Origin of the sequence: Bradyrhizobium sp. ARR65 (assembly GCF_000472385.1) — a bacterium.
In the GTDB taxonomy this organism is placed as follows: domain Bacteria; phylum Pseudomonadota; class Alphaproteobacteria; order Rhizobiales; family Xanthobacteraceae; genus Bradyrhizobium.
The window spans coordinates 1-22,029 of sequence record NZ_AWZU01000009.1 but is presented as its reverse complement, the minus strand read 5'-3'; the positions used below and the strand labels follow the sequence as shown (position 1 = coordinate 22,029).

Sequence of the window (22,029 nt, the reverse complement as noted above, 5' to 3'; positions counted from 1 at the left end):
TGTAACGGCGATCACGGCGTCAGCGGGCGGCCGTCGAGCCACTTGGCGAAGATGATCCGCGGCTGCTCGCCATAGCCGATCGATTCATAGAACGCGCGCACTGCCGTGTTTTCGGGACGCACCAACAACATTATTTTTTCGACGCCGGTCTTTCGCAGCCAGTCCTCGGCCGCCTCCATGATGATGCGGCCAAACCCCTTCTTTTGATGCGCGGGATCCACCGCGACGTAATAGACCCAGCCGCGATGGCCGTCATGGCCGACCAGCGCGGTTGCGACAATCGCTTCGCCCTCGCGGCCGACCAGAATGGTCGCGTTCGTGTCCCGCCGCGCCAGCGCGATGTCGGCTGCGGGCTCGTTCCACGGGCGCGTCAGGCCGCAGCGCTCCCACAGGGTGACGATGTCGGCGACATCGGCGTCCTCGATCGGCGCGATCGACAGCGTCGCGCCAGCCTCCCTCGCAGACATGCTCACAGTACCTTTCCGGGATTCATGATGCCGAGCGGATCGAGCATCGCCTTGACTTGCCGCATCAGCTCGATCGCGACCTTGTCCTTCACTTGCGGCAGCTCGTCGCGCTTGAGCACGCCGATGCCGTGTTCGGCGGAAATCGAGCCGCCCAGCTTCAGCACGATGTCGAAGACGACGGCATTGACCTCATGCCAGCGCGCCAGGAAGGCGGCGGTGTCGGCGCCGATCGGCTGGCTGACATTGTAATGGATGTTGCCGTCGCCGAGATGGCCGAACGGCACCGGCCGCGCCCCGGGGATCAATTTGACGACCGCCGCATTGGCCTCGGCAATGAAGTCCGGCACCACCGCAACCGGCACGGAGATGTCGTGCTTGATCGAGCCGCCTTCCGGCTTCTGCGCCGCCGACATTTCGTCACGCAGTTTCCAGAACGCGAGGCGCTGGCTCAAATTTGCGGCTATCACGGTGTCATCAATAATCTCGTCTTCCAGAGCCTTGGCGAGGATCGATTCCAGCGTCGCGCGCGCATCGTCGCGCGGCGAGGACAGCTCCATCAGCACATACCATGGATGTTTGCTGGACAAGGGATCGCGGACATCGATGCCGTGCCGGATCGAAAAATCGACCGCGATGTCGGCGAGCAGCTCGAAGCTGGTCAGCGTACCCGCGGCCTCGTTCTGCGACAGCGACAACAGTTTGAGCGCCTGCGCCGGCGATTTCAGGCCGACAAAGGCGGTTTCGATCGCGCGCGGCTTCGGAAACAGTCTTAGCGTCGCTGCCGTGATGATGCCGAGCGTGCCTTCCGCGCCGATGAAGAGGTTGCGCAGGTCGTAGCCGGTATTGTCCTTCTTCAGCTTGGACAGGAGGTTCAACACGCGGCCGTCGGCCAGGACCACCTCCAGGCCGAGCGCCATCTCGCGCGCCACCCCGTAAGCGAGCGCCGTGGTGCCGCCGGCATTGGTGGAGAGATTGCCGCCGATGGTGCAACTGCCTTCCGCGCCGAGCGAGAGCGGGAACAGCCGGTCCACATCAGTGGCGCGCTGCTGGGCGACCTGCAGCACCACGCCAGCCTCGCATGTCATGGTGTTGGAGGCGACGTCGACCTCGCGGATCTTGTCCAGCCGCCGCAGTGAAATGACGACCTCGCCATTGTGCGGCGTCTGGCCGCCGACGAGCCCCGTGTTGCCGCCCTGTGGCACGAGCGCGATCTTGTATTCGGTTGCGAGCCTGCAGATCGCGGCGACTTCGGCTGTGGACCCCGGCCGCAGCACCAAAGGCGAACGGCCATGGAACAGATCGCGTTCCTCGGTGACGTAAGGCTCGATGTCGGTCTGATCGGTGACCGCGTATTTGTCGCCGACGATCTTCTTGAACTTGGCGATCAGCTCAGGCGGGAGCGGCGGCACGGATGAGGATTGGACGATATTCATTGTTCGACTTTCTTGAGATCATTCCCGCCCTGCGGCTGCGCGGCGCAGCCGGTCGTTGATGGCTTCGCCCAGACCGTGTGGCGGAATGGGCATCACCGCAATCGTATGTGCGTTTGTCGCATCAAGCATGCGAAGATAACCAAAAAGATGGCTGGCTGCTTCAGCCAGGTCGCCGCTTTCCGACAAATTCATCGTCGCGGCCGCATGCTCTCGTCCTGCGACATCGGGCTTGCCAAAGGCAAGCAAGGCCTCGCCGGGCTTGAGGCTCCGTGCATTGAGCCGGACCTTCGCCCGCGGTGCGTAATGGGACGTCAGCATGCCCGGTGCCAGGGGCTGCGCGCCGTCGCTGTCCGCGTCAGCCGGCGCCTGCTTCAGGGGGCGATCGAGCACGCGCTCGATCTCTTCGCGCGGCACGCCGCCCGGGCGGAGCAGCATTGGGCTTCCGAAACAGCCGACGATGGTGGATTCCACACCGACCGCGACGGGCCCGCCATCCATGATCAGGTCGATGCGCCCCTCGAGGTCGCTTTTGACGTGGGCGGCCGAGGTCGGGGAAACATGGCCGGACAGGTTGGCCGACGGCGCCACCACCGGCTTGCCGAGGGCGGCAAGGATCGCGTGCGCCGTAGGGTGAGCGGGAACACGGACGGCGATGGTATCCAGTCCCGCGGTGGCAAGCTCCGCGACCCCGCAATCCGGCCGTTTGGGCAGCACCAGGGTCAGGGGCCCCGGCCAGAAGGCCTGGGCGAGGGCACAGGCGACTGCGTCGAACCGGCCAAGCCGCCGCGCCGCCTCGAAGCCCGCGACATGGGAAATCAGCGGATTGAACAGCGGCCGGCCCTTGGCCTCATAAAGGTGCGCGATGGCGGCCGCATTGGTGGCATCCGCGCCTAGGCCATAAACGGTCTCGGTCGGGAACGCGACCAGGCGGCCTGCGGCGAGGCACCGCGCGGCTTCCTTCACGCCGGCCTCGTCGGCCGGCAGGATCTTGGTGGTCAGGCCCGTTTTCACGTGAGAGCAAATTCCTTACATCCGGCTTCTTGCGGTGGGCGAAACCCGACGCTATAAGCCGCGATCTCAGTCGGAGTGTGGCTCAGCCCGGTAGAGCACTGCGTTCGGGACGCAGGGGTCGTAGGTTCGAATCCTACCACTCCGACCAGAAATCATTGGGCTTTTTCTTCTGATCGCTGGTTGGTCCCGAGTCAACCATCGATCCAGCCACCCCAAGACACCGGCCCCTTTGGCCGAGGTTGGCCGCCCGCGCCCTGCACGAAGGCGGGCCAATGACCTCAAGCGTCCCGCGGGAACTGCCGCGGACATTTCCAAGAACCGGATCCAAGAACCCGGAAGCCTCCGAAAGCGCTACCTCGCGCCGTGTCGGCTCGCGGCCATATTCGCACGATCCGCGTTGTTCGGCCGTAACGCGGTCCGCAAGACCGGCTCGCGTGCCAGGTTGAGAACTTCTCTTCTGAGTTGAACTCTTTCGTGGCGCGCGAGGCACAATCGACGAGAGCCTGTCAGGTTACGGGAGGAGGTCCGGATGAAGGTGGCGCTGTTATCGCTGGCACTGCTTGGGGCCGAATTGGCAATACCGGTTGCCGATCGATTTCCGAAATTGAACGTCGACGCGCTGTGCAAGGGCAGGTCGGCCGAAGACAAAGCCATGCGGCTTTCCGAGGTGCAAAGCGTCGCCGACTGTATTCGCGACGAAACAGCGGCCAGGGAGAAGCTCAACACGATCTGGCGAGGAGCCTCCGGTGCGGTTCGCAATCGCTGCCACAGTGAAGCGGTCGCGTTGGGCAGCCTCAGCTACCTTGATCTTCTCACCTGCCTACAAATGGCCGATGATCTCAAAAAACCAGCACCTGCCATCGGATCGAAAGCACCAAGCAAGGATCGAACGAAGTAACTGGGCCGGGTCCTACAGCGAGGATCTTTGCGCTCTTAAAGAGAGGTGTCCAATGGTTGGGAGTATCCATCCCTCTGACTGGTCGCATCTGGCTAGGATTGAGCCCGATAACCGCCTCGTGGTGCTTGCCCGGACGATACAAGCGCGGGGTCCCGGATCGGAAACGGCGCTTAAGGACAGCGCCGTCAAGTGGGCGCGCTTCGGGGAAACGTGCCTCGGGCAGGCGCTCTATCGACACCGCTCTATCTTTCGGAACGCTGTGGAAGTGCCCGTGTGGAGCCACCTCGAACTGAGCTACTTTCGTAACATCGTTCCTGCCGACGCCATCCGCGACCTCGTGGTCAAGGAGCAGCCAGCGGAAATGCGATTGCTCCGCGCGGAGATTCTTCTGACTACGCCCTCGGCTTTCATACTACCGCAAGACTGGCAAGGCTCGGCCGGTCGGCCCGAGTGGCATGCGTCGCTGGAATATATCGACGTGCAATCGGCGTATCTCGGTGAGTATAGAGACATCATGCGGAAGTATATCGGTCCAGCTGCTGCGAAGCTCGTTCGGGCGAACAAGATCGGGACGTTCAGGGCGATGGAGACGGCGGCGGTGCTCTACCGTGACCCTGCGCTGAATATCGACTGGAATCAGATTCATCTGTGCGAGGTCGAGGCTGACGGCTTTACCGGGTTCGGCCCGGAGTTCGATGCCGCGCTCCATGAGGTTTCGCCAGACGGCGGATTTACGAGCGTCTTCGCCGGCCTCGAACGAATGCGTACGATTCCCCGTTGGACCTTCAACGACCCTGTGGTGGAGGCTGACGCTGCGGTCGGGCGGGAAGGCACAGCGGAATCATGATAGGGATCCTGCCCTGAATCGGCCAGCTCAGGCGAGTTTCGAGACGGGTTCTTACGCGATCCGCGAGCTCCTCGAATTCCGTTCGAGATCAAGTTAGACCGAGTATTGGCCGTATAATCAAAAGAGTAGGTACCTGTTTTTCCATAAGACCAATGGAAAGACCAATATATAAATCTGAACTAAACTCTAGCGAATACTTGGCGGACGAAGGCTGTCCGCTGGATCGGTGCGAGCACGCCGTTGTTGCGTTACCCGACCATGGGGGCCGCCAGCCGCGTTGATCATCGTCCCGCATCGGCGGATCGGTCCGCGGGGGGCGCCGCGCCCGGCCGAGCACGTTTCGTTGAAGGCGGGGTGTGACTGCATCTTTCCGCGCACGCTCGCGTCTTTTGCGAAGGGTTCTCCTCGCATGATCCGCGCCGCTGGTAACGCGATGTGGCTCCTCACGCTGAAATCACGCTAGTTTGCGCATGATCCGCGCATTGAGGGTATTCTTTGTCGTTTGCTGCAGGGGGAAAGAAGAAAAAAATGAGTGCTGAGTCGGTCATTTACTATTTGAACCGTCAGCCGGAAGACGATCCGGTCGAGGAGACGGAGTGGCTTTTTTCGGCTTTGGGGCAATACACCGGTGCAGAACTGCGTGAGCTGCTTTATGTCGCGCAGGAGCCGGGTTTCTTTGAATTGATGCGCGGACTGTTTGGGCTTTCGGATGGCAGTCGGGCAGCTCTGCATTCTTTCCTGACGGCCACCGATCCCGGCTCGACCAAAGTGACGATCGACGCTGACGGCAGATGCATCCTTCATCGCGATACGCTCGAGCCAAAGGCGAAACCGCCGCTCAAGATCGTCTCCTAAAGAAAACGCGATAAGATCAGGTTGAATCCTCATCGCGCTTGTGAAGTTTTTGTTTGGGCATGATCTCTTCGGAAAAACCGCCGCGTTGACGCGCCGCTTCGAGCCTTGGATCATGCTCGACCCGCAATACCACTTTGGCTCTATCTATGCGCCCCGCAGCGTGATGCCTTCGCGTTTCTCGGATCTTTGTTTCGTCTTGCGCTGACGCCGCCCTCACGGGCGGCATCGTGCTGCGGGTCAGAAGCGCCTTGGCCGCTGGCAGGTCCGACGGCTCCTTTTCCTGGCTTGGTTTCCTTTTTGGCGAGAGGGGCCGTCACGCGTGCTCAGGCGGTGGCGCGCAGGGGCGTCCTTTGCTTTGATTCGCTGGCGGGGAAGAACTCGCCGATCCAATTGGCGCGCATGGCTTCGATGTGCCAGGCCATCGCTTCGGCCGAGGCCGGCGCGGGGTCAGGAATGTCCTTGCGGATCTCCCTGCCGTCCAGCCAGCCGCAGCTATGCGAATAGCGCGTCTTGCAGATGAGACGGATATCGTCCCGTTGCTGTAACACCGCGTAGCCGTCGGCAGGAAAGAAGGTGCCGGCGAGTTCGATCGGCGTAGGTAGCTGGCGCACCAGCAGGAAGGTGGAGGTGCCTTCCTTTTCGGATTCCGACGCCAGCACCCCGACCATGGTGTGAACCGGCCTGATTACCTCCGGCGCGTGGTGGCCGCCGAGATCCAGGCTGGTTCCGGTGGTGGCGATCGACAGATATTCGCCTTCCGGTCCCCAGCGGCAGGCAATCAGCCACTCGCGGCTGCGGCTTCGGATCAGGGTTGGCTTTGCGTAGTCCGACCGGGCAATATCGGCAGCCAAGGCGATGGCGAAGGCTTTTGCGGGCATACGTTCCTCCGAAGCACGAACAAAGACGAGCGCCATCGCAAGAGTCTTCGCCTGGCGTGAGACTACCGTGAGCGAGCGCCAATGACCGATATGTTTACAAACGCCGCCTTGTTGCTGGAGGGAAAACAACCAGAGGGCGAGCCTGACGGTCCGGCACAGGATCTGTTGGAAGCGCTCGGCTACGCGCCGGCCGGTGTGGCCGGTGCGGCGGATATTGACGGCGAGACGCGCCATCGCGCCCGTCTGCTCCGAACGGCCTCGCGCGCTGTCCGGATTTTCGAGCTGAGCGCGCCCGACGCGCCCGGTCTCGTCAGCCTGGGCGCGGAATTCGATCCTGCCTTGGCCGATCCTTTGCACCAGGGTAGCCCTGTGATCGGCGTCTCCGGTGTGGGCTTGTCGCTGCAGCAGGCGTTCGAAAGGTGCATCGGCGAAGCGATCGAATATCTCTCTCAGCTCCAGACCAGCAATGACGCGCTGCTCCAATCCGGTCTCGGCGAGCACATCGCCTCGCTCGATCCGCAGAGCCGGAGCCTGGTCGCGACGCTGGTCGCAACGCGCACTGACGCGGATGCGGAGCTTTCCTGGCATCCGGCAAAGCGGCTCGCCGACGGCAGCGAGATCTGGCTGCCTGCAGATTTGTGCTTGCGCCGACCGCCGGCACGGCAGGACTTCGTGCCGCCATTTCCGTTGAGCATCGGATCGGCCGCCGGCACCTCCTGGGAGGGGGCGGCACTGCATTGCTTGCTGGAATTGATCGAGCGTGACGCGGCGAGCCTCTGGTGGCGTGGCGGAAGCCGCGGCCGCGCTGTCCCGCCGGAGCACGCAGCCGGCACTGAAGCGCTGCTAGTGCAACTCCGACCGACCGGCGCAACGTCGCGACGCACCTGGCTTTTGGACATCACGACGGACATCGGCATTCCCGTGGTCGCCGCCGTTTCATGCCGGCGGGATGGATTTGGCTTTGCCTTCGGGCTCGCCGCGCGGCCGACGCTAGCTGCTGCGATCCGCTCCGCGATCTTGGAAATGTGCCAGGTCGAACTCGCCTCGGTCGTAGTTGACGCCAAGCGAAGAGAGCGCGGGGACACCGGGCTCAATGCTAAGGATCTCATCCATCTGCAGCGCGCCACGGCAATCAATGCGGACCAATGCATATTGCTGCAGCCAATTGGCGCGCATGCGGAACATATCCGAATTGACAGCACCGTTCCGCATGCCACCCTGACGGCGATTGCTCGGCACCTCCAAGCGCGTGCGATCGAACCATATTGTCTTGATTTGACGCGTTCGCTGTTCTCGGTGCCGGTGGCCCGTATCATTGTGCCTTCGCTCCAGCTCGAACCATCGGAAATCGTCACGCCGCGGCTTGCGGAAACGATCGCACGGACCGGCGGCGGCGCTGCTTATACTGGCGGCATTCCTTTGCTATAGTTTAGCCGGCATGCGCAGCATGACGAGAAATGCGTGATGGAAGGTACGGCTAGTGTCCCGAATGCGAGGGAATTGGCTGGCGCGGCGGACGTCGCACCACGCCTCTCCGTTTCGCTGGTCGGACGCTTTGCCATTCGCTTGAACGGCCGGCCGATCGAGCTGCGGACTCGCAAGGCGGCCGCTGTGCTCGGTTATCTTGCCTTATGCGAGACGAAGCAGGAGAGCCGGGAACGCCTGGTCGGGCTGTTGTGGAGCCGGTCGGATGAAGAAAAGGCCCGCGCCTCGCTGCGCCAGGTGGTCCGCGAATTGCGATCCGTCCTCGAGGACGCGGGATTTGCCGGCTTTGCGGCAGGCCGCCTCTCCGTCGGCATCGAACCGGAACAACTCGACATCGACATCGAGAGTGTGCTGCGGCTTGCCGAAGAGGGGCGAGTGCATCCGCTGCTTCTCGATATCTCGCGGCTCGATGAGCGGCTGCTCGAGGGAATGGACGACCTCGATCCGTCGTTTCGGGTCTGGGTGCTCGCCAAGCGTCAGACCGTCCATGAGCGGCTGATGCGCAGCCTCGGTGCTGCGTTCGCGACGGAAAATCTCACAGCGGAGGCGAAGAGAGATGTCGCTTCCGCCATCGTCAATCTCGACCCGACCCACGAGCAGGCCTGCTGCCATCTGATGCAGGCGCATGCCGAAGATGGAGACGTCGCGGGCGCGCTTCGCATCTACAAAGCTCTGTGGGATCTGCTCGATCGCGACTACGGCATGGAGCCGTCGAGGCCGACGCAGGAGCTTGTCGCGAGCATCAAGCTCGGTGCGTTCGAGCGGGTGGGCGTCGATCAGGCCAAGCACCGCGAAGGCGAGCAGCTTGTCCGCTCGATTGAGGGACCGGCAAGCCGGCCTGCCGTTTCGTCATTTCCAACGGTCAATGCGCTTCCGAAGGCTCGCCTCGTGCTGCGTCCGTTCGGCATGCACGGCGTCGATGCTGATCACGCGCATCTCGTGCAGGGGTTCAGCCTGCATCTTGCCGCGTCGCTGGTGCGTTTCCGCGAATGGAGCGTCGTCGACCGCCCGCCGGCCGCCGTTATCGTCCCCAAATCCGACTCGGCGCCGCAATACAGCATCGAGACGACCGCCTATCAGGCCGGCAATGAAGTCAACATCGTGATGGTGCTCAAGGACGACGCCAGCGGCCTCTTTGTCTGGAGCGAGAGCTTTCGCTTAAGTCTCGGCAACTGGTTCGAGGCGCAGCAGCGCATTATTCGCCGCATCGCGGCCGCGTTGAACGTGCAGTTATCAGCCGAACGGCTGAAACGGCTGGCGGGCGAGCCCGACGTGTCGCTCGACATCTACGACCGCTGGCTCCGCGGGCAAAATCTCATCGCGAAGTTCGACTCCGAAAGCTGGCATCGCGCCGTCGCCATCTTTCGCGACGGCATCCGCGAGAGCCCGTCCTTTTCGCCCTGCTACTCCAGCCTCGTGCAGATGAACAACATCGAGCATTTCGTCCATCCCGGCGTTTTTCGGGATATCGAGAAGGCGAAGACAACTCTCGAGCTCGCGAAAATCGCTGTCCAGCTCGACCCAGTCGACTCCAGGGCGCATCTCTGCTGCGGCTGGTCTTATGCCATGGCGCTGCGCGAGGCCGAGGCGGCGCCGCATATGGAACTCGCCTGCGAGCTGAACGACAACGATCCTTGGACTTTGCTGTCGGCCGCGCATTATTGGGCTTTTTGCGGCTCGATCGAGGAGGCCCGGCTGCGCGCCGACCAGGCGCTTTCGCTTTCTCCAGTGCCGTCCTATCTCGAATGGGCGTACCACAGCATCATCGGTTTCCTCTGCGGCGATTATGCCGCCGCGGTGAAGGCCAGCGATCGCGCCAATGATGTCGTCAAGATTCTGCTTGCGTGGCGGGCGGCGGCGCTCTTTCATCTCGGGCGGCCGGACCTGGCCCGGGAAGCGGCAACGCGCTTTCTGAACGGCATACGTTCGTTCTGGGTTGGACCTGTTGCACCAACGGACGAAGCCATTGCACGGTGGGTTCTGCAGGCCCATCCGATCAGCATATCTGGGCGATGGGAAGCCCTGCGCGACGGGTTGGGTGGCGCCGGGCTTCCTGTCAAAGGCATCGACCAACTGACCGCGTGAGTGGGCTTTCAAGCGCACAGGCTCATCGTGTAATCGCCGATGCGCTCGGCGTGCACCTTGAACTTTTCGCTTTCGGGGATCACCGGATCAACGCCGTTGAACAGGCGCTTGTAGAACGGCGGAATCGGGTAGGTCGATCCCGGCTCGCTGAGCATCGCCTCGGAGTCCTCGATCATGACCTTGGGCGGCAACTTCAAGAGCAGGGTCTCCTGGTCCGAGGTCACGAACTGGATGTGCTTGAAGCGCTCCGGCACCGTCGCAAACACCTGAGCCTTGGCGAGTTGCTCCTTGAATTCCTCGACCGTGGTGGGCACGGGGTATTCATTGTCGTCCTCGAGATAATTCTTGCCCGTCGACCAGGTCTTCACCAGTTTCCCCCACCGCTCGTGATTTGTGATCTGCAGCCTTTCGATACGCATGTTTGCTCCTCCTGCTTTTAAGTGAATCGGAACAATTCCGTTCACAGAAATGCGGGCACGGCGTGCTCGAGGCCGGCAATGCCGGCAGTAAACTCCACGAGCCGCGCCATGCTTTGAATGTCGGGGATTTCCGAAAAGACGTTCCTGGCGTAGTAGCGTTTGGAAAAATGGGCGAGCTGATCGGTCAGTGCGTCGTGTTCGCATCCGAGCGAGCCCCGTGCGCTTGCGAGCGCGGCGAAGACGACTTCCGAGACCACGATCGAGCCGAGCCGGCCGAGACAAAAACCCTCCTGCGGCTCCTGCATCGCTTCGAACAGGACGAAAAACGGCAGCGGCGGATCGCTGGAGAGCGTGTCGATGTCCTCTGGCGTCAGCGCTCCATAAGCGGGTGCGGCCGCTAACCAATCCCGGAGCTGGCTTTTTCGGTAAGTTTGATCGGAAAGCAGCCGCGATGGTCTGACGAAATGCGGCCTCCTGGCCGCGATCTCCGCAATCAATGCGTCGACCGACCACAGGCCTGCAAGCGATGCGCCCAAAAGGTCGCGATAGAGCAGGCCAACGCGATCGGTTTCGTCGAAGGATGAAAATATCTGATCATGGCCCAGCGCATCGCTGAGATAGGGTCCGATGCGCCGGCTGAAATTCGGTCTCGACCCGCTGATCTCGAAGAAGCGCGACCATTGCACCATCCAGGTTTCGTCGAGCGGCATATTGACCGGATCGTTCGTGGAGGTCTTCTCCAGCGTGTTGTTGAGATCGTGGGTCGAGAGATCGTTGATGCGATATTCCGGTCGCACCATGGCATGGCCGAAGCGAAATGCGCCATGCGAGAACTCCAGCGGAATCTGCCAGTCGCCGTCGCCGGCGGCCTGATCCATCAAGGGCGGGACCTGGCTCGAATAGGCCGCGTAGATCTCCGGATGGATGACGCGCCGCATCAGGTCGTTGCGGACGATGTTGTGGTAGATCGCGGTCAGTGCATCGCGCGCGCACAGGAAGCGCTTGAAGGCCGCGGCGAAACGGCCGTTCGCGTCGCTTACGGGCTCGCCGCGGCGGGCAAGATCAACCAGGCTGTTGTGCAGCGTCGCCAACAGCGCCGTTAACTGTGAGATGATGGCATGGTCGTCGTTGCGTGCATCGGCGAGCACCGCGTCGGTCAGCGCCGCGCGTCCGGGAATGTTGCGTTCAATGCCCGTCAGATTCTCGGCGTGCGTGCGTGCGATGTCGCGAAACGGACAGCCGGTTTGGCCGTTTGCCTCCTTCCAGCGCATGCGCCCGAGCCGGAGCTTGGTTCGCCGGTCGTCGCTCGGCGCATCGAGCGCGTAGAGATGCGGCGATCCAACCGGGCCGTGCCCGTAAAGGCTTTCGAGCAGGAGTGGGGCGCGCCGCGCATTCGCAACGGCGCTGCCGAGTTCGCCCACGATGGACAGCGGCATCGCGGAGTGAACCAGATCGTGCGCCACGAATTGCAGCAGGTAGGTGTAGCCGGAAGGGATCGAGGGATTTTCCCAACGCGCGATCGAGCAGTCGGCGTGCGCAGGCCAGCGTATTTCCGCATCCATGCGCCGCGACAGGCGGTTCATCAGCGCCCGCACGCGCGGCAGATGTTCCGGCGAATTAAGAGGATCGATACCGAAGACGCGGAAACGCTGTGACGGCTGCGGATTGCCGAGGAAGTGGCGGAAACCCGGGGCTGCATCGCTTGGCGTGATGTCGCCGGCTGACGCGATCTTGGAAGCCCGGAGAGATGCATCAGCGCTGCGTGCGGCCATCTGAGATTTCTCATCTTGCGTCCTGGTCACAAGACTGCTGAGCTTGCCGTGAAATTATCGTGATCTGGCGATGACATTGGATGTCGTCGCCATCGCGCCATCGATGGTGCATCCCGTCGCGATCTCCGCTCGCGGCGCGCTTGATGTCGACTGTCAAAAAGGAGCGCGACGGTTAGTTCGCTGTGATGCGCGCCATTCGCTTTCGAGAATCCAAGCAGCTATTTCTGAAATTTCAATTGAACGCCATGCCTCCGCTCATGGCGACGGTCTGGCCCGTCATGTAGGGATTGTTGATGAGCATCATCACCGCGGTGGCAACCTCTTCGACCCTGCCAAATCGCCCGAGAGGTATGCGAGCGACGAGGCTCTCCTGGCCCTTCATCATGTCGGTTTCGATCAGCGAAGGCGCCACTGCGTTGACGGTGATGCCTTCCTTGACGAGGCGCGCTGCGTAGCCGCGCGTTAATCCTTCCATTCCGGCCTTGGACGCATTGTAGTGGGGGCCGATCGACCCGGCCCCGCGTGCCGCGCCCGAGGAGATATTGACGATGCGGCCCCATGTCGTCGCGCGCATCATCGGCAACACCGCCTGCGTGCACAGGAAGACGGACTTCAAATTGACTGCGATGGTCTCGTCGAAGTCGGCTTCGGAGAGATCGTCGACGCCGCGGACGATCGCGACGCCCGCATTGTTGACGAGGATGTCGATCGGCCCGAGTTCGGATTTCACGCGTTCGATCATTTTGGCGACGGCTTCCGCCTGCGAGACGTCCGCCTGGACCGCGATGGCATTTCCGCCCGCGCTGCGGATTCGTTCGACCAATGCGTCGGCCTGCTCTGCATGCGATCGGTAGTTGATGGCGACGGCGGCGTCCGCCGCAGCCAATGCCTTCACGATGGCCGCACCAATCCCGCGCGAGCCGCCGGTCACCAATGCCACTCGTCCACGCAAATTCTCTGTCACCATCGCCGACCTCCGATCGAGTTTCTGTCGTCAAAAGCGCTGATGAATCTAGGTCGACCGCACCTGTCGGCAAGGGGCCGAGATGTCGGCGCGCCGCCGCGCTCGGCAAAGGCTTCGGCAATTGGTTCGCGGCTATCGCCACCTGTCGCGCATGCGGGCGGCAATGTCGATGCGCGGACCCTGGCTCGCGGGTCTTGCCGCGGCGTCGGCGGCCTTCGGCCAGCTCGTGCGCTCAAATAGCGTTAGCAGCGCTTCCGGAATGAAGCGCGTCCGCGACGCATAGAGGTGGCGATCGCCTTGCGCGCTCTGGCCATGGGTGAAGAAGCGCTGCGGCACCATCAGATGCAGATCGTCCTTGGCGCGGGTCATCGCGACATAGAGCAGACGGCGTTCCTCTTCCAGTTCGGCCGAGGTGCCGACGCCGAGGTCGGAGGGAATACAGCCGTCGACGACGTTGAGCACGAATACCGACTTCCACTCCTGGCCTTTGGCGGAATGGATCGTCGAGAGGATCAGATAGTCCTCGTCGAGCAGGGGCACGCCCGCCTGGTCGCTGGTGGCATCGGGCGGATCGAGTGTGAGTTCGGTCAGGAAACGCTCGCGCGAGGCATAGCCGCCGGCGATCTGCTCGAGCTGGATCAGATCGGCGCGGCGAACTTCCGCATCTTCATGAACGCGTTCGAGATGCGGTTGATACCAGGCGCGGGCGAGTTCGAGATCGGCGGGCCATCGGCATGCGCGCAAGTCGCTGATCGTCTCGACGAAGGCGGTCCAATCACGGCCGGACCGGGGAGGTGCGGGCAGGCTGGAGAGCGCGGCCACCGGCTCGGCGGTGTCCGCGATCGCATCAAGCACGCGCTGGGCGGTGGCGGGGCCAACGCCTGGCAACAGATGCAGGATGCGAAAGCCGGCGACGCGATCGCGCGGGTTTTCGACAAAACGCAGCAGCGCCAGGATATCCTTGACATGAGCCGCATCCAGGAATTTCAGCCCGCCGAACTTGACGAAGGGGATGTTGCGGCGGGTCAGCTCTATTTCGAGCGGTCCGCTATGCGAGGAGGTGCGGAACAGCACCGCCTGCTGCTTCAACAGCGCGCCTTGCTCGCGGTTCGCCAGCACCTGCTCGACCACATAGCGGGCCTGGTCCGCCTCGTCGCGCAGCGCCACCAGAAGCGGCTTCTGCGAGGATGATCGTTCGGTCCAGAGATTTTTGGTGAAGCGCTCCTTGGCGAGACTGATCACGCCATTGGCGGCCGCGAGGATCGGCTGCGTCGAGCGGTAATTGCGATCGAGCGTGACGATTTCCGCATGCGGCGAGAACTGGCTCGGGAAATCGAGAATGTTGCGCACGGTGGCCGCGCGAAAGGAATAGATCGATTGCGCGTCGTCGCCGACGACGGTGAGGCCAGCGCCTTGCGGTTTTAGCGCGAGCAGAATCGAAGACTGCAGGCGATTGGTGTCCTGATATTCGTCGACCAGCACATGGTCGAAGCGCGTGCCGATCTCGACGGCCAAGGCGGCATCCGACACCATCTGCGCCCAGTACAGCAAGAGATCATCGTAATCGAGCACGTTCTGTGCCTGCTTGGCTTCGACATAGGCTGCGAACAGCGCCTTCAGCTCGCCGGCCCAGCCGGCGCACCAGGGATAGGCGAGGCCCAATACCTGCTCCAGCGAGGCATCCGCATTGACGCAGCGGGAATAGATGGAGAGGCAGGTGCCCTTGGCCGGAAAGCGGCGCTCCGTCTTGGAAAATCCGAGCTCGTGACGGACCAGGTTCATCAGGTCGGCCGAGTCCTCGCGATCATGGATGGTGAAGGCGGCATCGAGCCCGATGCGTTCGGCATATTCCCGCAACAGTCGTGCGCCGATGCCGTGGAAAGTTCCGGCCCAGGTTAGCGCGCCGGTCATCAGTGCGGAATTCTCGCCGATCACCTTGCGCGCGATGCGCTCGACGCGCGCCTTCATTTCGCCGGCTGCGCGGCGCGAGAAGGTCATCAACAGGATTCGGCGCGGATCGGCGCCATTGACGATTAGATGCGCAACCCGATGCGCGAGCGTGTTGGTTTTTCCCGATCCGGCGCCGGCTATGACCAGAAGCGGCGGCCCAACCGTGCCCTGCGGCTTCACGCCATGCTCGACGGCACGGCGCTGCTCCGGATTGAGTTGATCGAGATATGTCGCAGCCGCTGTCAGCACGAATCGCCCCTCGAGATAGAATCAGCGATTTCGCCTGATAGCGCAACGCGCCGCCGCGCGGTCTCACGGGGCCGACGCCACTTCCCGATAGGGACGCGAACGATGGATCCGGTCTGCAGGTAGCGCTCACCTGCCAGGTCGGCAATGGCGCAATGCCGAGCCCCTCGCGAACCGCCTCCCGCAGCCGCTTCGGCGTCATTGGTGCGCAGGCGGCCACTCACCGCGAGCCCCGCGAGGAGAGTGGTTGGCCCGCGTGCTGCACTGGCGCGAGCTGGAGGGCTTATCTCGCGGGTGCGCAGTTCATCAGCTTGCTGTTCGGTCCTGCAACAACGATCGCACTCGCGATTCCGCATAGGCGAAATGCACCTCCGGTGCCGCGCGCTTGCGCTTGCCATGGGCCCGGTCACCTTGATCATCCGCCGGGTCGTTGTGCTCTGAAAAGTTCCAAGCACTCGCTCTGCGGTATCAAGATAATTCGAGCGGTGCCATTTCCCCTTGTGCGGCGATGGAACTTTCGTCGCGCGTTCGTTCAGAGCCGGAACCGAAAACATCCTGAAGGCAAACATTCACCTACGCTGAGTTCCAACATGCGCGCCACCAACATGTATGCGCATGTTCCTTCACCGTGTCTTCACGGGGAGAACCTTTGTTCTCACTCTTGCGCCACAATTTGCCTGCTTCGTGTTGCGGCAGCGCGACAGTTGTGAATTGGCGTCGTGCTACTTTGACTTCAGCTCAACCGGACGGATCGTGGGATCTCGCGGTTCGTGCCGGTCCTTCGCAGGGGGGATCACGGAATGCATCACTTGTTCCGGCCTTTGCCGTGTCTCTTCGTCCTGGCCGTTCTCTCGGGGACGTCGAGCGACGCGCTCGCCAGCGCTCGTCACAAGCAAGTTCAGCATGAAAAGAAGACCGAGGCGGCAAGCGCGCCGCGTGATGACGGCAAAACTGCGCTGAAGAAGGATGCCAAGAGCAAACGCAGTGAGCGCATCGCCGAGAAACGGCGCAAGAAGGCACCTGCGAGCGAGAAGCCGGCCGAGCCCGCCCTCACGGGCGACCTTGCCATCTTGAAGAATGTGATCGATCTGGCGCGGCAGGGTAAGACCAGCGACGCCACCACGGCCGAAAAGACGATCGGCGATCCGGCGGGGCAGAAGCTTGCCGAATGGTTCATCCTGCGTCATCCGGAGTCGCAAGCCAATTTCAGCCGCTATGCCTCTTTCGTCTCCGACAATCCGGACTGGCCGGGCGTCACTCTGATGCGCCGCCGTGCGGAGGCGCGGCTGTGGCAGGAGAAAGGCGATGCCGCCACGGTGCGCAACTTCATCGGCGAGCATCCCTTGACCGCGAAGGGCCGCTTCGCGCTCGCGCGCGTGCAGCTCAACGAGGGCGACCGTGACGGCGCGCAGCGGCTGGTTCGCGAGGCCTGGCGCTCGGAGGATCTGTCGGAGCGCACTGAATCGGACGTGCTCGACGCCTTTGGCAATCTTCTCACAATCGACGACCATCGGGTGCGCATGGACAAGCGCATCGGTGCCAAGGATATTGCAGGCGCGATGCGCGCTGCGCATCGCATCGGCGACGATGCGATTTCGATCGTGAAGGCGTGCAGCGCCGTCAAAGGCAATGACGACAAGGCATCGGATAAACTCGATTCCGTAGCGGCCGACGCCCGCCAGGATCTCGGCTACGTGCTGTGCCGCGTCCAGTGGCTGATGCGCAAGGACCAGATTGCGGATGCAACGCGGCTCGTGCTCGCCGCGCCGCCGGCAACCATGCCGCTGCAGGATACGGACGAATGGTGGCGGGTGCGGCGCGTTCTGGCGCGCAAGCTGCTCGACGAGGGCAGTTACCAGAGCGCCTACGACATTGTGCACGGCGCCGCGCAGCCGGACAGCGAGAACTACCGCGCCGAATTCCACTTCCTGCAGGGCTGGATCGCGCTGCGCTATCTCGACGATGCCAAGACGGCGATGGCGCACTTCGTCCATATCGACGAGGGCTGTTCCAACCCGATTACGCTGGCGCGCGCGGCTTATTGGCGCGGCCGCGCCGCCGAAACGCTCGGCGACAAGCGGATCATGCGGATCAACTATGAAGCGGCCGCGCGTTATCCCACCGCCTATTACGGGCAATTGGCGCGCGCCAAGCTCGGCATGAGACAGATTGAACTGCGCACCGTGCAGCAAACCGCTCCGGCCGGCGCATCCAAATCTGCGGACGAGGTCGTGCGCGCCGCCGAGATGCTTTACACGCTCGGGGAGCGCGAGACCGTGGTCAGCTTCGTCTCCGATCTCGCCGATGACAGCAGGGATGTTGCCACCCTCGCGGCGGTCGCCGAGGTGACCGGCCGTCATAACGACGCACGCGCCATGTTGGACCTTGGCAAGACGGCGTTGGGACGCGGCCTCGCGCTGGACGCCTACGCTTTTCCGACCATTGGCATTCCGCCGCACAGCCCGATCGGGCCCCCCATCGACCGCAGCGTCATTTACTCGGTGGCGCGCACGGAAAGCGAGTTCAATCAGCGCGACAAGTCGGCGGCCAACGCGGTCGGCCTGATGCAGGTCACCCCCGAGGCCGGGCGCGACACCGCCAAGAGATTCGGCGTCGAATATGACTGGGACAGGATGGTCTCCGATCCCGTCTACAACACGCAGATGGGGGCGGCAGAGCTCAGCGCGCTTCTGCAGGAATACAAGGGTTCGCACATCATGACCTTTGCCGGCTACAACGCCGGGCGCGGCCGCGTGCGCGATTGGGTGAAGGCCTATGGCGACCCGCGCGACCCCAATGTCGATCCGGTCGATTGGGTGGAGCGCATCCCGTTCGCCGAGACGCGCAACTATGTCCAGCGCGTGATGGAGAACTTGCTGGTCTATCGCGCGCGTTTCGGCAGCGAGGAGCCGTTGATCGCGTCCGATCATCCGTCCGCGATCGGGCAGGAAACGACAAGCGCGGTACCGGTTCCGTGAGGGCCTGAGCGCCGAAGTGTGGAAATCTCGGCGAGATCATCGGCGCGCGTGATGTGCCTGATGATCTCCGCCGTGACTGTGCTGCGATGGGTCTGCGGCAGCATGTGACCAGCCTTCGGCAAGTGCGTCACTTGCGAGCCAGCAATCAGAGCGGCAAGCCGCGTGACGATGCGCTGGGTCAGGTAAGGCGACAAGCCGCCGGACATCAGCAGCGTCGGGACGCGGATGGCGGCCGCTGCGGTCGCGACATTGTCTTCCGCCAGAACCGCATGGAAGTTGAACGCCAGTTCCTCGGCATGCTCGATCATGCGCAGGCGCGCTTCGGCCGACGGCTGCTCCGCCGGTCCGGAGCCATTCCAGAACGTAATGAATTTGTCGATGGCCTCCATGAATTGGCCGTTCCAGAGATCGACGTAAAGGCTCACGGCGAATGCCTCGAAGCGGTCGTGGAGCCGCCGGTCGGCTTCGTTGTCGCGCAGCAGTGTCGGCAACACGGGTTCGATCAAGGTTAGGCTGCGTATCCTGCTCGCAAGCAGCGAAGCAGTCGCAACCTTGAATGCAATTGCACCCCCATAGGAGTGGCCGACGAGATGGATGGGGCCGCTCGTCGCTTCGAAAGCCTCGCTCAGAAGGTCGACTTCCTCCGCGAGCGTCGCCGCGGGACTGAACACATCTCGGTGCTTGTCGTGCCTGACAAGGTCAGGCGCGCACAGCCGATATTTGCCGTCGAGTGCCTCGGCCAGCCGTGTCCATTGGCGGCCTGATCCCAGCGAGCAATGTAGCGCGAGGACGCAGCTTTTCGGCGCTTGCGCGGGAGAGAACTGAATGGAATTGATCATCGAAGCGTTTCCTAGCTGAAGGTGAAGCCGAGACCCGCGGCCGCCAACGACATCAAGTGAGCGATACCAAAGAGTGCGAGGGAGCCAGCCGGCATCGAGGCGCCGTGCGAGGCATGGGATAGTGCCGCGCCGATCCTGATGAGGCCGAACAGCGCGATCGCCATAACGGTGGACAGCGCGGCTGTACGAAAATTTGTCGAGTCGGAATGGGTGAACATCAAAGATCTCTGTCATGGTTAAGCGATCCGGGCTGCGAACCCGGAGCAGAACGAATTTTGCGAAAAAGGGGTTTGTCGGGCGGGACTAGCCCTTGAGGAATTTGGGATGTCCAAGGAGCCTCGTCGCAGCAACGCGAGTTGCTGCGCGGCGGGCGGAACTTTCGATCTGTCTTGCAGAGCTTGCAGCGACCATCTGCATCCTTCTTCGGTTCCAGAGCAGCCTCATCGGCAGGCTGCGATGAACCAAACATGCCAGTCGTTTGACCTAAAGACTCCGAGGGCGACTTGATTTTGCCTTTAGATCAGCTTGATTGTTTCATGAGGCCCAGAATTGACGTGCAATTTGTGTTTCCCAATCATGTGCTTGATACGGACCGTCACGAACTGAGCTGCGATGGCCGCACGATCGCGGTCGAGCCTCAGGTGTTTGATCTTCTGGTCTACCTGCTTGAGAATCGAGACCGGGTGGTCAGCAAGGATGACCTGATCGACAAGGTCTGGGGCGGACGGATCGTGTCGGATTCGACGCTGACGAGCCGCATCAACGCCGCGCGGAAAGCGATCGGCGACAGCGGCGCCGAGCAGAACCTGATCCGAACGGTGCCGCGCAAGGGGCTGCGCTTTGTCGGCGCCGTGCGAACGCAGCTCAGCGGCGCGAGCGCGGACCAGGCGGCCGCGGTGGCCCCCGAGCAGGTCAGGCCGCCGCAATCGAGCTTGCCGCTTCCCGACCGCCCGGCGATCGCGGTGTTGCCTTTCACCAATATGAGCGGCGACCGCGAGCAGGACTATTTCTCCGACGGGATCAGCGAGGACATCATCACCGCGCTGTCCAAGCTGCGCTGGTTTTTCGTGATCGCGCGCAACTCGTCCTTCATCTACAAGGGCAGGGCGGTCCGCATCAGTCAAATCGCCCAGGAACTCGGCGTCCGCTACGTCCTCGAAGGCAGTGTGCGCAAGAGCGGCGATCGGGTGCGGATCTCGGCACAGCTCAACGACGCCTCGACGGGCAGCCAGCTTTGGGCCGAGCGCTACGATCGGTGCCTGGCCGACGTGTTCGCCGTGCAGGACGAGATCACGGAATCGATCGTTGCGGCGATCGAGCCGCAGCTCTACGCAGCGGAAAACTTCCGCGCGCAGCGCAAGCCGCCCGGGAGTCTGGATGCCTGGGATCTGGTCATGCGCGCGCTGTCGCACTTCTGGCGGATCACGCGAGAGGACAACGTGGCGACCCAGGCGCTGCTGGAAAAAGCCATTGCCATCGATCCGCATTATGGCCAGGCGCTCGGCGTGCTCGCCACAAGCCACATCTTCGGCGCTCACATGGGATGGGCGGACATGCGTGCCGTGGTGCCGATCGCCGAACGCGCTGCGTTGGCAGCGGTGGAGGCCGACACCGAAGATGCGTGGGCCCATCATGGGCTGGCCTATACCTATCTGTTCGCGAGACGCTTCGACGATGCGATCGCGGAGTTCGAACTGGCCTTGCGGCTCAACCCGAATTTTTCCTTTGCCCAAGCCTTCTACGGCGTGACGCTATGCTATTCCGGGCGGTGGGAGGAGGGCGACCTTGCGGTGCGCCGGGCGCTGCGGCTCAGCCCGCGCGATCCCTCTTCGACGCTGTACTACGGCATTGCCGCCTATGCCCAGTTCATCGGCTGCAACTACGACGAGGCGATCCGGCTTGCACGAGAGTCGCTGCGCCAGCGCAGCGACTTCGTCGGTGGTCATCGTGTGCTGACCGCGGCAGCCGGTATGGCGGGATATAATGAAATGGCGCAGGCGGCGTTGCAGGAGCTTCGCCGCGCTCAGCCAAATATCTCGCTCGCCTGGGTCGCGAGCGAGATGCCGATGAAGCGCTGCGCAGACCGCGAGCATTATCTCGAGGGCTTTCGCCGCGCGGGGCTGACGTAACTTCGCGAGCTCAGCGCGCCCGTCTCATTCCTCAACCGCTATGCCGGAGCCGCCGAATTCGGCCGGAAAATCTCTGAATTTCGGCAACCCGTCCCGCATCGGCAGCACCGTCTCACCATAAATGACGTGAACACCCGGCGCGAAGGCGAGCGTCGGAATGGTCGCAGTGAATACGTCGATTAGGGTTGTAGCAGGTCGTGCGCGGACCAAGGTGCTCGGGCAGGTCGCGCCATGGTGCGCCCGAACGCAGCACCCAGAAGATGCCGTTCAGCACCCGCCGGTCGTCCACTCGCGGCACACCTCTTGGCTTGTTGGGCAGGAGCGGCTCGATCACGCGCCACTCGAAGTCGGTTAGATCATATCGGCGCATGCTGCGCGTGAATCAGAATTCAGTGCGAGCTGGAAGCCAAACCTCCAATTGGTAGACGCCCCTAAGGAACTTTTCGCAACTACTCAATCAGGCGCTTGGCCTCTCCGATGAAGCGAGCACTACAATCCCGGTGATCTCGCCGCCCAAGCCTTGGTGGCCTGGCAGCTTTCCATCGCTCGGGCGTAGGCAGGGCGTGCCGTNGTGCGGGCGAGATAGTCCCGCTCGGTAGAACCGGGGACGTAGTTGCCAGTTCGCAGGCCGAGCAGGAGGGCGTAGCTCACCGAGATATCGGCAGCAGTGAAGCGGTCGCCGGCGAGATAGGGGCAATCCGCGAGGCGGCGGATAACCAACCCCAGCCGGCTCTCGAAGGTCTCGAGCGCCCAGCAGGTAACCCGGGCATCTC

Annotated in this window: 18 protein-coding genes, 1 tRNA gene and 2 pseudogenes; 8 read left to right on the top strand and 13 right to left on the bottom strand. The window is 62.8% G+C overall.

All coding sequences use genetic code 11. The features are described 5' to 3' along the window. Positions 1 to 11 precede the first annotated feature (11 nt). The 3 genes from F758_RS0112625 to F758_RS0112615 are packed head-to-tail and all read right to left on the bottom strand — an operon-like array spanning position 12 to position 2,911. Positions 12 to 467, bottom strand: a complete 456-nt coding sequence (locus F758_RS0112625; protein ID WP_024508205.1) for a GNAT family acetyltransferase — start codon at positions 465 to 467, stop codon at positions 12 to 14. Positions 468 to 469: 2 nt separating this feature from the next. Further along, positions 470 to 1,900, bottom strand: a complete 1,431-nt coding sequence (locus F758_RS0112620; protein ID WP_024508204.1) for an FAD-binding oxidoreductase — start codon at positions 1,898 to 1,900, stop codon at positions 470 to 472. Positions 1,901 to 1,918: 18 nt separating this feature from the next. Beyond that, on the bottom strand, positions 1,919 to 2,911 hold the full coding sequence (locus tag F758_RS0112615) for an L-threonylcarbamoyladenylate synthase (RefSeq protein ID WP_024508203.1): 993 nt from the start codon (positions 2,909 to 2,911) through the stop codon (positions 1,919 to 1,921). A gap of 71 nt (positions 2,912 to 2,982) precedes the next feature. Between F758_RS0112615 and F758_RS0112610 the strand changes: the two genes are divergently transcribed. The 4 genes from F758_RS0112610 (at position 2,983) to F758_RS0112595 (ending at position 5,511) form a co-directional block, all read left to right on the top strand. Further along, positions 2,983 to 3,059, top strand: a tRNA-Pro gene (locus F758_RS0112610). Positions 3,060 to 3,440: 381 nt separating this feature from the next. Further along, positions 3,441 to 3,809 (top strand): hypothetical protein, encoded by a 369-nt coding sequence (locus F758_RS0112605; protein WP_024508202.1) that lies wholly within the window; start codon positions 3,441 to 3,443, stop codon positions 3,807 to 3,809. 271 nt (positions 3,810 to 4,080) lie between these two features. Beyond that, a complete protein-coding gene (locus tag F758_RS0112600; protein WP_157449987.1) occupies positions 4,081 to 4,656 on the top strand; it encodes a hypothetical protein in 576 nt (191 codons plus the stop codon). Positions 4,657 to 5,151: 495 nt separating this feature from the next. Beyond that, positions 5,152 to 5,511, top strand: a complete 360-nt coding sequence (locus F758_RS0112595; protein ID WP_157449986.1) for a hypothetical protein — start codon at positions 5,152 to 5,154, stop codon at positions 5,509 to 5,511. 323 nt (positions 5,512 to 5,834) lie between these two features. On the opposite strand, the gene F758_RS0112585 is transcribed toward F758_RS0112595, so the two are convergent. Beyond that, positions 5,835 to 6,389, bottom strand: coding sequence for a hypothetical protein (locus F758_RS0112585; protein WP_157449985.1), 555 nt, complete (start codon positions 6,387 to 6,389; stop codon positions 5,835 to 5,837). 81 nt (positions 6,390 to 6,470) lie between these two features. Between F758_RS0112585 and F758_RS0112580 the strand changes: the two genes are divergently transcribed. After that, entirely contained in the window at positions 6,471 to 7,817 is a 1,347-nt protein-coding gene (locus tag F758_RS0112580) for a YcaO-like family protein (RefSeq protein ID WP_024508198.1), read from the top strand. Positions 7,818 to 7,853: 36 nt separating this feature from the next. Next, positions 7,854 to 9,959: a BTAD domain-containing putative transcriptional regulator gene (locus F758_RS0112575; protein WP_084305308.1), complete on the top strand. Its 2,106-nt coding sequence runs from the start codon at positions 7,854 to 7,856 to the stop codon at positions 9,957 to 9,959. Between the two features lie 8 nt (positions 9,960 to 9,967). On the opposite strand, the gene F758_RS0112570 is transcribed toward F758_RS0112575, so the two are convergent. The 4 genes from F758_RS0112570 to F758_RS0112555 all read right to left on the bottom strand — a co-directional run bounded on the left by F758_RS0112570 (position 9,968) and on the right by F758_RS0112555 (position 15,313). Next, positions 9,968 to 10,378 (bottom strand): hypothetical protein, encoded by a 411-nt coding sequence (locus F758_RS0112570; RefSeq protein ID WP_024508196.1) that lies wholly within the window; start codon positions 10,376 to 10,378, stop codon positions 9,968 to 9,970. A 41-nt stretch (positions 10,379 to 10,419) separates the two neighbouring features. Then, complete coding sequence (locus F758_RS0112565) at positions 10,420 to 12,150, bottom strand: peroxidase family protein (protein WP_024508195.1); 1,731 nt, start codon at positions 12,148 to 12,150, stop codon at positions 10,420 to 10,422. Between the two features lie 232 nt (positions 12,151 to 12,382). Then, positions 12,383 to 13,117: an SDR family NAD(P)-dependent oxidoreductase gene (locus tag F758_RS0112560; RefSeq protein ID WP_035721862.1), complete on the bottom strand. Its 735-nt coding sequence runs from the start codon at positions 13,115 to 13,117 to the stop codon at positions 12,383 to 12,385. A gap of 129 nt (positions 13,118 to 13,246) precedes the next feature. Beyond that, positions 13,247 to 15,313 (bottom strand): ATP-dependent helicase, encoded by a 2,067-nt coding sequence (locus F758_RS0112555; RefSeq protein WP_157449984.1) that lies wholly within the window; start codon positions 15,311 to 15,313, stop codon positions 13,247 to 13,249. A gap of 797 nt (positions 15,314 to 16,110) precedes the next feature. On the opposite strand from F758_RS0112555, the gene F758_RS0112550 reads away from it, so the two are divergent. After that, positions 16,111 to 18,288, top strand: coding sequence for a lytic transglycosylase domain-containing protein (locus F758_RS0112550; RefSeq protein WP_024508192.1), 2,178 nt, complete (start codon positions 16,111 to 16,113; stop codon positions 18,286 to 18,288). On the opposite strand, the gene F758_RS0112545 is transcribed toward F758_RS0112550, so the two are convergent. Together F758_RS0112545 and F758_RS50810 are read right to left on the bottom strand one after the other, a co-directional pair. After that, positions 18,237 to 19,127, bottom strand: a complete 891-nt coding sequence (locus tag F758_RS0112545; RefSeq protein ID WP_024508191.1) for an alpha/beta fold hydrolase — start codon at positions 19,125 to 19,127, stop codon at positions 18,237 to 18,239. The genes F758_RS0112550 and F758_RS0112545 overlap by 52 nt on opposite strands. Before the next feature lie 11 nt (positions 19,128 to 19,138). After that, positions 19,139 to 19,345 (bottom strand): hypothetical protein, encoded by a 207-nt coding sequence (locus tag F758_RS50810; protein ID WP_024508190.1) that lies wholly within the window; start codon positions 19,343 to 19,345, stop codon positions 19,139 to 19,141. Positions 19,346 to 19,681: 336 nt separating this feature from the next. On the opposite strand from F758_RS50810, the gene F758_RS0112535 reads away from it, so the two are divergent. After that, a complete protein-coding gene (locus tag F758_RS0112535) occupies positions 19,682 to 21,256 on the top strand; it encodes a winged helix-turn-helix domain-containing protein (RefSeq protein WP_024508189.1) in 1,575 nt (524 codons plus the stop codon). A 24-nt stretch (positions 21,257 to 21,280) separates the two neighbouring features. On the opposite strand, the pseudogene F758_RS52990 reads toward F758_RS0112535, so the two are convergent. The 3 genes and pseudogenes from F758_RS52990 to F758_RS0112525 all read right to left on the bottom strand — a co-directional run. Further along, positions 21,281 to 21,442, bottom strand: a pseudogene (locus F758_RS52990) (GFA family protein); the annotation flags it as partial. Next, positions 21,441 to 21,626: pseudogene (locus tag F758_RS47600) on the bottom strand (transposase); the annotation flags it as partial. The pseudogenes F758_RS47600 and F758_RS52990, both read right to left, overlap by 2 nt. 119 nt (positions 21,627 to 21,745) lie before the next feature. Continuing rightward, positions 21,746 to 21,976 carry a hypothetical protein gene (locus F758_RS0112525; RefSeq protein WP_502689143.1) on the bottom strand — a complete coding sequence of 77 codons (231 nt, stop codon included), beginning with the start codon at positions 21,974 to 21,976 and terminating at the stop codon, positions 21,746 to 21,748. Positions 21,977 to 22,029: the final 53 nt, after the last annotated feature.

Bases quoted from the DNA above. Each gene is read 5' to 3' on its own strand.
- F758_RS0112620 (WP_024508204.1), bottom strand. From the start codon at position 1,900: ATGAATATCGTCCAATCCTCATCCGTGCCGCCGCTCCCGCCTGAGCTG.
- F758_RS0112570 (WP_024508196.1), bottom strand. From the start codon at position 10,378: ATGCGTATCGAAAGGCTGCAGATCACAAATCACGAGCGGTGGGGGAAA.
- F758_RS50810 (WP_024508190.1), bottom strand. From the start codon at position 19,345: ATGTTCACCCATTCCGACTCGACAAATTTTCGTACAGCCGCGCTGTCC.
- F758_RS0112560 (WP_035721862.1), bottom strand. From the start codon at position 13,117: ATGGTGACAGAGAATTTGCGTGGACGAGTGGCATTGGTGACCGGCGGC.
- F758_RS0112545 (WP_024508191.1), bottom strand. From the start codon at position 19,127: ATGATCAATTCCATTCAGTTCTCTCCCGCGCAAGCGCCGAAAAGCTGC.
- F758_RS0112585 (WP_157449985.1), bottom strand. From the start codon at position 6,389: ATGCCCGCAAAAGCCTTCGCCATCGCCTTGGCTGCCGATATTGCCCGG.
- F758_RS0112580 (WP_024508198.1), top strand. From the start codon at position 6,471: ATGACCGATATGTTTACAAACGCCGCCTTGTTGCTGGAGGGAAAACAA.
- F758_RS0112575 (WP_084305308.1), top strand. From the start codon at position 7,854: ATGGAAGGTACGGCTAGTGTCCCGAATGCGAGGGAATTGGCTGGCGCG.
- F758_RS0112565 (WP_024508195.1), bottom strand. From the start codon at position 12,150: ATGGCCGCACGCAGCGCTGATGCATCTCTCCGGGCTTCCAAGATCGCG.
- F758_RS0112625 (WP_024508205.1), bottom strand. From the start codon at position 467: ATGTCTGCGAGGGAGGCTGGCGCGACGCTGTCGATCGCGCCGATCGAG.
- F758_RS0112550 (WP_024508192.1), top strand. From the start codon at position 16,111: ATGCATCACTTGTTCCGGCCTTTGCCGTGTCTCTTCGTCCTGGCCGTT.
- F758_RS0112605 (WP_024508202.1), top strand. From the start codon at position 3,441: ATGAAGGTGGCGCTGTTATCGCTGGCACTGCTTGGGGCCGAATTGGCA.